Genomic DNA, 11,847 nt, shown 5'->3' with positions numbered 1-11,847 from the left:
ATTTTATTCTGACGTTTATATCATGGTGTTGCATTTTGGATGGCCAGCAGTGTAGATAGCAATAAGAGGAGCAGTGAAAATGAAACTGTCCATACGGTCAAGTATCCCACCATGACCAGGTATCATACTTCCACTATCTTTAACATTGTAAGCTCTTTTGATGAGTGATTCAGTGAAATCGCCAAGTTGCGCTAGAATAGAAATTGCAATGCCGATTATTGGAGAATAAAAAATTGAAAATAGACCAAGAAATATCGATCCAAAAATTGTGCACACTATTCCAGCTAAAATCGCGCCGAGAAGTCCTGACCAAGTCTTTCCAGGACTGATAATTGGGCAAATTTTAGCCCCACCAAATTCTTGCCAAATAGGTTGGCGGTAATATCAATGCTCCAAATGGTTAAGATGAGCCATACTAATGAGTATTTTCCTTGTGATAGATTATATAGGTATATTAATGAAGCGTTTGGTAGCGCAATCAATAGTAATGCGAAAACGTATAAGATTTTGTTCCCCCGAGTTAAGTTATACCATTCAAAAGAAGATAAAACTGCTATCGAAAAAATTAGTAGGTAAAACGATAAATCACTGAAGTATGTAGCAAAAGAGAATATAAGCATATTACTATTGAAGACAGTACTCTGACTAGAAAATTGCTATCTACCATATCTTTTCTCTCTTTTTGTATACTCTTCTAATGCTTTACTCAAATCTTGACAAGAAAAATCAGGCTATAAAGTATCACAAAAATACAATTCGGCGTAAGCTGCCTGCCACAATAAAAAGTTACTCAACCTTTTCTCACCACCAGTGCGAATCAGCAAGTCCAACTTTGGGAAATCTTTACAACAACAACAACAACATCCTTTATACAGCCTTTATCCAGGCAAGCCCAGGTTAGCTGTTTGCCCCAGGATAAAACTTATCCATGGGGACTTAGTTGGAGCAAAGTTAGGGGTTTTTAATGGCCGGATGCCCTTCCTGACACCAACCCCCCTCTTTTAGTCGCCTTTTACGACACGCAGAGGATACGGTGGTCCTATTCTACCCCCAGACCACTTTGGGATATCTTTAGTATATAGAAATTTTTCAAATTCGTCTTCTGACACACAATCAATATTTTCTTTTATAATATCACTTATAGAATGTATGATTTCTTGCATTGCTCCATAGCTGACCGCCACAGTAAGTAATAAACCACTGTTCTTATGTGTCATTTCTTCCGCTTTTTTATTTGATCAAGTATTTTTAGGGGTAACAAACTTAAATTGCCAATGAAATTCAACTTAATATTATAGCTGCAAATAAAATTAACTTTAACTTCATCAATTAGAACAGAGTAAAATAAATCAAATAGACGGTCGGTTTCTTCTTTAGGCCTAAGCCAGTTTTCCATAGAAAACGCATACAAAGTTAAATAGGGTATAGTTAGGGTTGTACAATACTTTGCAACCTCAATACCCTTCCTATAGCCATCAATCTTTACCTTTCTTTGCTTGCTTGCCCACCTACTATTGTCATCCATTATGATCGCTAAATGTTTTGGTATAGATTTGAGATTCAACATTTTGAGTTCACCCGATGCCATAAAAGTAACTGACACACAGCTATACGAACATTGTGCTACCAGGAGGGTGTCATTCCAGTGTTCCGACACTGGAATCCAGAAATTTGATTGCAAGTGAGCACACTGGGCTGATAAGCATAAAAATAGCTGTCTTATGCCTAAACAAACGTCTTTGTCGTGATTGTATGAAAAGCTGGATCCCAGTGGCAAGCACTGGGATGACACCTTTGTTTTTGCGGACACACTGCTTCTGCGGACAAATGTTCGTACAGTTGCGTATCAGCTACTCGGATGATGCCCTTGCATGTAATTCGTTTTTTTTTACTATTGAAGGCTTCTTTCATATTGTTTTAGTGATTTAGTATATCTTTTTCTTTGATGGACAATTCGCCATCAATCTTTTTGATATTATCATCAGTAATATTTTGTATTTCCTTTCTAGAACTATGAAAATCATCTTCTGAGATTTCTTTACTTTCCTGCATTTTCTCTATTTCTTCCATAATATCTCTGCGTATATTTCTAACGGCAACCCGCACATTTTCAGCAAATTGGAGCAATAATTTCACCAATCTTTCACGGGTTTCTTGTGTTAGATCTGGAAGAGTTATACGTATAGTATTACCCTCAACAACAGGATATAAATTCAGGTTAGCATTTAATATAGCATTTATTACTTCACCTATAACGCTAATGTCCCAAACTTTAATTAATAGGGTTTTATTATCGGTAACTGAAACACCTGCAACCTGATTTAACTTTTGATGTCCCCATTATAGATATTTACAACTATGCCATCAAGTAATGATGCGCTAGCTCTACCAGTACGTATACCTTTAATATCATTATGAAAAGACTGAATAGTCTTTAGCATCCTTTCTTTCGTTTTAGTTTTTAGTTCATTCAACATAAATTACCTATCATTTATAATCTGAAACTATAGTATAAGTACCAAGACCATTAACAATATTGACTATTTTTTCTTCTTTCATAGAAAAAACTATGATTGGAATAGAATTCTCACGTGCAAGAGAGACGGCTGACGCATCCATAACTTTTAAGTCACGAGTCAACAAATCCATATAAGAAGCCTATCATACATTATAGCATCTTCATTTTTTTCCGGATCAGCAGATTATACACCATTTACTTTACCTTTCAGAATAACATCGCAATTCGTTTCAACAGCACGTAGAGCCGCAGCTGTATCCGTAGTAAAAAATGGATTACCTGTACCCGCTGCAAAAATCACTTACCTACCCTTCTCTAAATAACGAATAGCTTTCCTTCATAAATAAGGCTCACATACAGTGGCCATAGGTATTGCAGACAACACCCTGGAATCCACTTAATTTTTCTCTAAAAAGTTTTGTAAAATTAAAGCATTAATTATAGTTGCAAGCATTCCCCAATATAATCACTCCTTGCTCTTTCGCAACCACGTAAAGATTCAGATGCACCGCGAAAGATATTACCGCCACCAACGACAATACATACCTGCACTCCTAGCTTGCAATCATCAGCTATACCTTTGCACAATTGATTTACAATTTCTATGTCGTGACCACAAGGCCGTGATCCCATCAAGGCTTCACCAGAGATTTTAAATAATACCCTAGAGTATTTTATTTTACTTCCTTCATCTGTTGCGGCAGTCATTTCTAACTACTTAATTTTTACTACCCAAAATAAGTAACTTATAATCAGACAATTTAATAGTAATTTACACTTGACTCGCTCAATTTTATAAAATCAGAAATTTTTATTTTATCATCTTTTATAAATCTCTGTTCTAGTAAAACAACTTCTTCGTAGTACTTCGTCATTCGGCCATCTACTATTTTCTTTGCTACTTCATCAGGTTTATTTAAGCTTTTTATTTTCTCTTCAAATATAGAACGCTCATTATTCAACTTTGTATGATCAAAATCATCTATAGAGGGAGATTCAGGCTTCATAGTAACTACGTGCATTGCCATTTGCTTTCCAACCTCTTGCAACTATGACTGATCACCTGACGACTACAGTGCAACTAAAGCTCCAGTTTTACCTAAATTACGCACATCACCATGTACATAGCCAGCAATAACTCCGTCCTTAGCTTCTAGATAACAAAGTTTGCTTAGCTCTAACTTTTCATCAAGGACAGATGTACCATTCATAATGGCTTCCTGTACTGTACCAACGCCTTTATACTTGGCATTTTTTAATTTATCAGCACTAGTACAACGTTCTTGATAAGCAATTGATGCTAAATTTGAGATTAATTCTATAAATTTCTCATTTTTTGCAACAAAATCAGTTTCACAATTGAGTTCAATCAATACGCCACGATTTTCGGCCAAATGCACAGCAATTAGCCTATCCATCATTTGTCAGCCTTAGCAAGCCCTATTGTACGTAACTTATCAATGGCCTATTTGACATCACCATTACACTCTTCTAACGCTTTGTTACAATCACTTAAACCAAGCCCTGTTCTATCACATAGTTCCTTTACACTATCTAGATTTATCTTCATTCGTTACTACCTCCTTTTCGTTTTCTTTATGAATCTTACTATGCTCCGTTTTGGTTAGGACAATACCATCTCCTTTCACTTGGATAAATTCGTCACCCTTTATATCACCAACCTTGACTCCAGATCTTGCTAAACTAGACTCTATTCCAGCTAATATAAAGTCGGCAGCTAATCTACAATAGAGCTCTATTGATTTTATTGAGTCGTTATTTCCAGGGGTACAGGGTAAGTAATATTATTTGGATCAGAGTTGGTATCAAGTATTGCAAATATTGGAATTCCCATTTTTTCGCCTCTTTAACTGCAATATGCTCTTTATTAGTATCAATGATAAATAAAATATCGGGAATTGCTCCCATTTCTCTAATGCCACCGAGCGCCTTATCAAACTTTTGCCTTTTCTTTTCAATATTCCCTAATTCTTTCTTCGTTAAAACGCTATTTTCATAATTTAGCATTTTTTCATATATATATTGAATTAGTGTTTTTATTGTAGAAGAGACAGTTCCCCAGTTAGTAAGCATACCGCCAAGCCATCGATAATTTACATAATATTGACTACAACGAACTGCTTCATTTGCGATAATATTCAGCGTTTGAAATTTCGTACCAACAAACAGAATGCGACCACCCTGATATGCAACGTCATATAAAGCCTTCATTGCCAACTGTAGCAACGGTAATGTTTTCGCAAATCAATTATATGTATATGTCATATAAAAACCATCCATAGATAGCTATTTCGCCCCGCACAGGTGTTTTCATAAAGCTAAAAAAATTATATTGCATTTTCCCAATTTAATTAAACACACATTAATTTAAAATAGTTCTCAAATAGATAATTAACCTTTATTGAGATGTCCATACTGTTATAACATTTTATTTCAAATGAATAATGTTGTATTTTTGTATAATTTAAAGAATTAATAAAGCTTTGGAGTGGCGCTGGTCTCGGCGGAAATGATTTTGAAAATAAATTATAGAGTTACGTCATAAGAATTCCAGTGAGAACTTGTCTGGCATACAAGCCTAAAAAACCGGGTAATTCCGCCGGAAATGGCATAGCTCGACGCCGGGCCAACCTCTCTGTGCGCATGCGTGGACCTATGCTTTCAGCAGAGTCAAAGTTAATTCCATGCGGTAAACATCGTATTTTGGATTGGGTCGCTTTCTAATTATGTTTTAATTAAAAATTAATCTAAATTTGGCCCAATCCAATATATCATTCGGTCTTTCTAAAATCTTATAAAAATTAATTTAATAATCAAATAATTTTAAAAGCATTATATTTATCTCAACAGCAAAACTAACATGCAATTCAACATGGCGCCAAATTGCGCCTCTGAACTTTAAGGAGAATTATTCGGCCTAATACAGTTGTTCAAACTCATCCAAAGCGACCGACATTATTCCAAATTTATCCAATTCGCTTGATTCATTTTTTCCCAAAAGAAACATTCACTGGATAACATTGTGAAGTGACTTCGGTTACGACACGGCATAACTCAAGTGATTTCCTGGAATTCTACCGACTGCAATCATCCAAGTTCCAGGTAATTAACAAGTTGTATTAATTAAGATTTATTACCTACCACTCAATAACCCCTTTTATTTAAATTGATTGTCAAAAACCCGACATATATGATTTTGTTGATGTACCCCATATATGTATGGAGCCATTTTTGCATTTTAGCGACTATTTTTATGTCCAAAAAGTACACCAGATCCAGATAAATCACATATAGTGATTTCAGGCAAGTTTATCATATTTATTCCTCCAAATAGTTCATCCTCCATAGCTCAACCTTAATATGACTACTTATATAAGCCATGTGTGAAATTAAATTATTTATATAGTAATATAAAAGATAACAAAGTTCAAACAAAAATATTGACACAAGGAAGTGTGTTAATTAACTTTAAAGGCAAAAACCAAAAGAAAATGGGGGTTGTAGCTCAGTTGGTTAGAGAGCATGCCTGTCACGCATGAGGTCATGAGTTCAAGTCTCATCACTCCCGCATATCACTCTTACTGGCATTCAGGTTTTTTTCAAACCATAGAAAAAAAACCAAAAACCCCTTGGCAACATTCATCAATCTTATTATCATGCTACTAGGGGTATTTCTGACTCAAAATTTGTTTTAGACCTGCAGGATCAACGACAAAAATTCAGTAAAAAACTTAAGGTATTTATTGGCGAAATTAATGGAAATTTTTTTCACATGCAGCCAATAAACTAAGCGTCAGCACATTATTACAGCGCCAAGTTACATTATTAAAGGGTCAAAACTCGCATCACTGGGTTTCTTTCATCTTTTTTCTTCATTTGGTAAATTTATTAAATTTTATAGCTAAAACAATTCAAAAGAGATGTCATTCCAGCCCAGTTTTCATCCAGCATTTGAGACCGACAGCAGTACTGGGATGACATCATTGGGGGCTACTTTGGATGACAAGAAGGGGAGGCGCTGGCATGACAAGAAAAGGCTGTTTGGGATAACTTTGTCATTCCAGCGCGTGACCTATATTTTTCCAGGATCCCAGTACTGGAGAAGGGCTACGCAACCTCACCAAGAACGTTTTTAGCATAAGATTAGCTACATTCCATGATCACCGAATCAGTTTGCTTGTGAACAACCTGGATCCCATTACTGACAAGAAGAGAAGGCAATGATACCATTATAGAGTCAATTAGATCCCAGTGTCACGCACTGCCCTCTTTTCTCTTGGATCCTGGTAGCACAATGAAGCAGAACATTTCTGCCATATTTTTATTCATCTACTATACTTTGAAGTAGTTTATTTTATAGGACAAACACCCTTCTCTATTCCACATTCAATATTCACCGAATTTACCTTAGAGTTAGGAGTTATTTTTAATTGTTCAACTTTTGTATTAGACTTGTAGCCAGCTAAATTCTTGCTCTCATGCTTTTGTTTTATTTCTTTTACACTAAAGCCAGCTCTGGTATAAACTTTTCGATTGTTGCTGCCTGTAGAGCTTTGTTCATTGAGTTTTATTCACTCTTGCCACTGACGTACTTTATCTTGCACTAAACTGTGATAAGTTCCATAATTAGCTTTTATATCTTTTGCTTTTCTCTCTGCTCTTTTCTTGGAAAGATTTACTTTAGCATAAATAGACTCTTGTTGTTCAACTGACCCTTCCTGTGCTTTACATTCATCTGCACTAACATAAAGTGGGTTTTTATGATTTCTGGAATCAGAGACTTTAGCATAAATAGGCTTATTCTCTACACTAGAATAACCACTATCATAAAAACCGTTATCCCTTCTAAAATGATCTATTTCCTAATAAATACGCCCATCATCTTTAAAATGATCTATTTTCTCATAAATACGGTTATCCTCTACACTAGAATAACCACTATCTTTCAACGACAAATTTTCGGTAGATTCTTTACGTGAAGCATATACTTCAGCATAAATAGACTTTTTTGACATATTCAAATGACCATTTTCTTTCAATGGGTTACTGACCTTAGAGTCATACACCTCATCGTAAATGGGCTCTTTCGAAAGCAAATCATCATAGCTAATGTTTTTTGTTCATGCTCAAATGTTCTAGGAGGTTTCTTAGGTGGTATAGCCTCAAACTTCCACTTAACGACTTCCTTAAACTCATTGAGACCCTCTCTTTCTTCGAACATCTTTAATATATTCTTCTTTCTTCGTTATTTTTAGGCATTGCACCGTGTATTATTAATTCACCGAGCACTAAACAGCATTTTTCTCTATGCTCTTTGAGAAACTCTCTAGCTTGCACTGGTATAGCCTTCTCCCTCGGGCAAGTGCTCTCCCGTATTCATAAACTATATTGCTTACACCATTGCTGCCTATTGCATTAACGTTTGCGCCAGCGCTAATAAGCAATACCATTGCATCATAATCAAGACTGTTTACCGCGTATCCTAAGGCACGGTTTAAAACTTGATCATTATCCAGGTTAGATGATCCTGTATTTCTAAAAGGATTGATTCTCGAAAAGAGTTTTTTAAGATTGTTTGTTATATTATTAAGGCTTAAAGCTAGTTTCACACCTTTCATGTTACCATTTCTAGCAGATTTGATTAAAAAAAATACTCACTACGTTCATGATTGTACCCCTCTATAAAAATATATTACCAGTGTACAATTTAAAACTATATTTTGTGTTAACAGCAGCTCTTTGGTGACAAGAAAGGAATCTACTTTTGAATAAGCTCCATTTGCATTTTCTGCATATAATACTCTATTTGCTTTATTTGTTCTATCAATCTCTCCTCTAAGTCGAAATGACCGCTCAGCCTTGCTTTAATTCTTTCTTCTTGTAATACATTTAATTCATTCAGTAACACTATGCTATTCCACGCAATTTCTGCAGACTTTCTCTCGCTTAATTGACTGTTTAGTACGATAGTTTTTCGAATATAAACCTTACGGTTTCAGCACCATTAGACTGCCCAAATTCTGGTAATAATAAAACCTCTTTATCGAGCTTACTTCCACTATTTGCCAAATCAATTACATGCTGTTGTAAGATCCTCATTTCTGCATTAGTAAATTCAAAATGGGAAAATTGCTCAAAAAATATAGGATGGTGTAAGATTTCGGGAAATTCTTTTACTATACGCAGAATTATAGCCTGATTTTGCTCTGCTTCAATCAGCTCTGGAGATTTATTGAGAAGGTATTCACTTTTTGTTGCTTTACTGTTAAAAATCTGCTTTTTGAAGCTTCGTTTTAAAAATTCACTGACCTTATTATAAAAATAATCTCTGTAATACTTTCTAATACTGTTGTTACTGATAACATTCACATACTGAATATTTTTCCGGAGCAAGTTTTTCGTAATATTGTAGGTTGTTACTGATTATGTAATGCCATAAATATTCAGAATGCAGTTCTGTTGAACGGTTAAGTACAGTCAATATGCCTTCTTTTTTATACCCCAGTTCATTACATACGTCGTATGGGTCTTTATTGCTTGGCAAAGTCACAAACTTCAATGTATACCCAGGCTCAAGTATTGGCAGAGCGAGTTCTGCCACTCTGAGAGCAGCATGAAGTCAAGAACTGAATATTTTTCCGGAGCAAGTTTTCGTAATTTTGTAGGTTGTTACTGATTATATAATGCCATAAATATTCAGAATGCAGTTTAGTTGAACGGTCAAGTACAGTCAATATGCCTTCTTTTTTATACCCCAGTTCATTACATACGTCTTATGGGTCTTTATTGCTTGGCAAAGTTACAAACTTCAATGTATACCCAGGCTCAAGTATTGGCAGAGCGAGTTCTGCCACTCTGAGAGCAGCATGAAGTCCAGCACTATCACCATACATACAGATGGAGATTTCTTTAGCAAATTTCCACAGATTTTTTATCTGTTCCAAATGGTGGGATGAGAATGGCAAATTCAAACCATTGCACATGATAAATCCTGTGAGAGTATCTTACATTATTGAGAAAATAAAAGAATTAAAAGGGGGTGATTTAAAAGAATTATCATTGCTAGATGTTGGGTGCGGTGGTGGTATTTTGTCAGAGTCAATGGCTCGAGTTGGCATTAATGTTACGGGAATAGATGTATGTGAAGAAAACATAAAGGTGGCACAATCACATGCAAAAAAGTAGGGTTAGATATAGAATAAACACACACCAGCATTGAAGAACTGAAAAAATACGATGTGGTTCTGTTGATGGAAGTAGGTGAGCATGTGGATAATTTAGATCTTTTCATGAAAAAAGCAATAGAACTGATAAAACCAGAGGGACTGATATTTATATCTACGATCAATAGAACTATCAAATCCTTCTGTCTTGCAATAATTGGCGCTGAATACATATTAAACTGGCTGCCGAAAGGTACACATGACTGGAATAAATTTCTCAAGCCATCAGAAATTGCAGATCACTTGAGAGAAAATAACGTAAGTGCTATTACCCTTCAAAAACAAATACCCTTCAAAAACAAATATATGCTGTTTTTTGAGTATTTCGCTTAAAGCAAAGTTTAATTCATATAAATTCTCTCTCTTCTTAAATAATTGGTTCTCTGGACTGTTTAAATATTTTGGTTGTTGCTCAGAACTCATTCATGTCCGCTAAAATTAATAGCTTTGCCTGCGATGTTGCATATAGGAAACATTAGCCGATCGTTAAAATAATCACGAAAATGTTTATTTATCAATCTATCATCGATCAAAATCTCGTTTTCAATGTACCTGAAGAGTTCAAATATTCTTTCAAACCAGAGCTTGGTGCGTAACCTATTCTAAATTTGTCTATGGTTTCAGGTGAAATCCTGCGTTGCTTTAAATAATCAACAACACCTTGATTTTTCTGTGCAAACCAATTTGCAGCTAAATTTAACGTTGAAAACAGAAACCAAAACCTGAAGAGTTCAAATATTCTTTCAAACCAGAGCTTGATGCGTAACCTACTCTAAATTTGTCTATGGTTTCAGGTGAAATCCTGCGTTGCTTTAAATAATCTACAACACCTAGATTTTTCTGTGCAAACCAATTTGCAACTAAATTTAACGTTGAAAACAGCTTATCGCTTCCTCTAGCAACACTGAGGTTTTTGGGTAACTCAACACCTGTAGCTGATGCTAGCCTTTCCAGTGCTTCTTTAAAGCTTAATCCTTCAGTTTGTGAAATAATCACCACGAGCTGAGCAACCGAAACAGTAATATAACCCCTTAGTATTGCTCACCGAAAAAGATGGAGTTTTTTCGTTGTGAAATGGGCAGAGCCCAACAAAACTATTTCCTATTTTTATTAATCTGACTTTTGTACCGACTATGTCAGATAATAATAACCTTGATTTTATATTACCTATGCAATCAATTTTATCGAATTAATAGTAGGATAAAAATTATGCAGAATTTATGCCATCTAACTCAAAATTTATTTCAAGGCTTCTTGACAAAGAACCTAAAATAAACTACCCATAATAAACGTCTTTAAGTCATAATTTCTTATATGTCGGATGTAATATCAATTGCTTCAGACCACGCAGGTTACAAACTAAAATCAGAAATTAAGCCTTACCTGGAAGCTCTAGATTATAAAGTAATAGACCAAGGTTGTACTGCTCAGCATAAAAGCGTAGATTATCCAGACTACGCTGTTAAAGTTGTGGAGGATATAACAAACAAAAAAGCAAATTATGGGATATTAATTTGCGGTACAGGTTTGGGTATGTGGACCGTAGCAAATCGTTTTGAGGGACTCTATGCTGCTTTATGTAGTGGTGTTGAGATCGCAAAATTAGCTCGAGAGCATGGCAACGCAAATGTATTGTGTCTTGGTGCAGGGTTTATTGCGAGTGGATTAGCGAAAGACATAGTCAAGCAATTCCTCGAGACAGAGTTTTCAAAAGAAAGTAGACATAAAAAACGCCTTGATAAACTTGGTAATATAACCTCTTCTAATAAGAAAAAAAAACCGCCTCCATGGTGCAGCGGGTAAGTGTCTGGCTCGTGGCGCAAACGTCTCGGGTTCGATCCCCGTCAGCCGCAGTTTATTTATTCTGTGGTTTGCCATGGAGAGCGGTAGTGGAGGGCTTGCCTTCCACGGCCATCCTGATTGAGGTCTTCCAGGGTTTTCCTCAATCGCTAAGATAAATATCGGGATGGAAAATCAAAATCGGCCCTGGCCGTAACTGGAGATCGGGCAGCAGAATTGCGCCGGTTCGGGTCTTAGGACCCCGTCTCCCTTACGACCTTTGTCGTGAAACTAAGCTTAAAAAAA

General features: G+C 35.7%; 4 protein-coding genes, 1 tRNA gene and 11 pseudogenes. 4 read left to right on the top strand and 12 right to left on the bottom strand.

Going from position 1 to position 11,847, the window contains the following annotated elements; genetic code table 11:
* Positions 1-15: 15 nt before the first annotated feature.
* The 7 genes and pseudogenes from HET73_RS09415 to rpsB form a co-directional block, all read right to left on the bottom strand.
* Positions 16-667 (bottom strand): annotated as a pseudogene (locus HET73_RS09415) (phosphatidate cytidylyltransferase).
* A gap of 64 nt (positions 668-731) precedes the next feature.
* On the bottom strand, positions 732-875 hold the full coding sequence (locus HET73_RS09835) for an undecaprenyl diphosphate synthase family protein (RefSeq protein ID WP_410543545.1): 144 nt from the start codon (positions 873-875) through the stop codon (positions 732-734).
* A gap of 126 nt (positions 876-1,001) precedes the next feature.
* Positions 1,002-1,525 (bottom strand): annotated as a pseudogene (gene uppS, locus HET73_RS03470) (polyprenyl diphosphate synthase).
* 392 nt (positions 1,526-1,917) lie between these two features.
* Positions 1,918-2,477, bottom strand: a pseudogene (gene frr / locus HET73_RS03465) (ribosome recycling factor).
* Positions 2,478-2,487: 10 nt separating this feature from the next.
* Positions 2,488-3,226: pseudogene (gene pyrH / locus HET73_RS03460) on the bottom strand (UMP kinase).
* A 53-nt stretch (positions 3,227-3,279) separates the two neighbouring features.
* A pseudogene (tsf, locus tag HET73_RS03455) lies at positions 3,280-4,088 on the bottom strand (translation elongation factor Ts).
* Positions 4,069-4,797 (bottom strand): annotated as a pseudogene (gene rpsB / locus HET73_RS03450) (30S ribosomal protein S2); the annotation flags it as partial. The pseudogenes tsf and rpsB, both read right to left, overlap by 20 nt.
* Before the next feature lie 1,235 nt (positions 4,798-6,032).
* Here rpsB and HET73_RS03440 point away from each other — a divergent pair.
* Together HET73_RS03440 and HET73_RS03435 are read left to right on the top strand one after the other, a co-directional pair.
* Positions 6,033-6,107, top strand: a tRNA-Asp gene (locus tag HET73_RS03440).
* 352 nt (positions 6,108-6,459) lie between these two features.
* Positions 6,460-6,675: a hypothetical protein gene (locus HET73_RS03435; RefSeq protein WP_174134020.1), complete on the top strand. Its 216-nt coding sequence runs from the start codon at positions 6,460-6,462 to the stop codon at positions 6,673-6,675.
* 726 nt (positions 6,676-7,401) lie between these two features.
* On the opposite strand, the gene HET73_RS03430 is transcribed toward HET73_RS03435, so the two are convergent.
* The 3 genes and pseudogenes from HET73_RS03430 to HET73_RS10080 form a co-directional block, all read right to left on the bottom strand.
* Positions 7,402-7,635, bottom strand: a complete 234-nt coding sequence (locus HET73_RS03430) for a hypothetical protein (protein ID WP_174134019.1) — start codon at positions 7,633-7,635, stop codon at positions 7,402-7,404.
* A 192-nt stretch (positions 7,636-7,827) separates the two neighbouring features.
* Positions 7,828-8,157, bottom strand: coding sequence for a hypothetical protein (locus tag HET73_RS03425; RefSeq protein ID WP_174134018.1), 330 nt, complete (start codon positions 8,155-8,157; stop codon positions 7,828-7,830).
* Between the two features lie 140 nt (positions 8,158-8,297).
* Positions 8,298-9,155 (bottom strand): annotated as a pseudogene (locus HET73_RS10080) (DNA primase); the annotation flags it as partial.
* A gap of 317 nt (positions 9,156-9,472) precedes the next feature.
* On the opposite strand from HET73_RS10080, the pseudogene ubiG reads away from it, so the two are divergent.
* Positions 9,473-10,026: pseudogene (gene ubiG / locus HET73_RS03410) on the top strand (bifunctional 2-polyprenyl-6-hydroxyphenol methylase/3-demethylubiquinol 3-O-methyltransferase UbiG); the annotation flags it as partial.
* Positions 10,027-10,068: 42 nt separating this feature from the next.
* On the opposite strand, the pseudogene HET73_RS09400 reads toward ubiG, so the two are convergent.
* Together HET73_RS09400 and HET73_RS09395 are read right to left on the bottom strand one after the other, a co-directional pair.
* A pseudogene (locus HET73_RS09400) lies at positions 10,069-10,429 on the bottom strand (DNA primase); the annotation flags it as partial.
* 65 nt (positions 10,430-10,494) lie between these two features.
* Positions 10,495-10,942 (bottom strand): annotated as a pseudogene (locus HET73_RS09395) (CHC2 zinc finger domain-containing protein); the annotation flags it as partial.
* Positions 10,943-11,076: 134 nt separating this feature from the next.
* Between HET73_RS09395 and rpiB the strand changes: the two are divergent.
* A pseudogene (gene rpiB / locus HET73_RS03395) lies at positions 11,077-11,538 on the top strand (ribose 5-phosphate isomerase B); the annotation flags it as partial.
* Positions 11,539-11,847 lie beyond the last annotated feature (309 nt).

The organism is Wolbachia endosymbiont of Atemnus politus, assembly GCF_013309895.1.
This window is presented reverse-complemented; position numbering and strand designations above follow the sequence as displayed.

Bases quoted from the DNA above. Each gene is read 5' to 3' on its own strand.
- HET73_RS03435 (WP_174134020.1), top strand. From the start codon at position 6,460: ATGTCATTCCAGCCCAGTTTTCATCCAGCATTTGAGACCGACAGCAGT.
- HET73_RS03425 (WP_174134018.1), bottom strand. From the start codon at position 8,157: ATGAAAGGTGTGAAACTAGCTTTAAGCCTTAATAATATAACAAACAAT.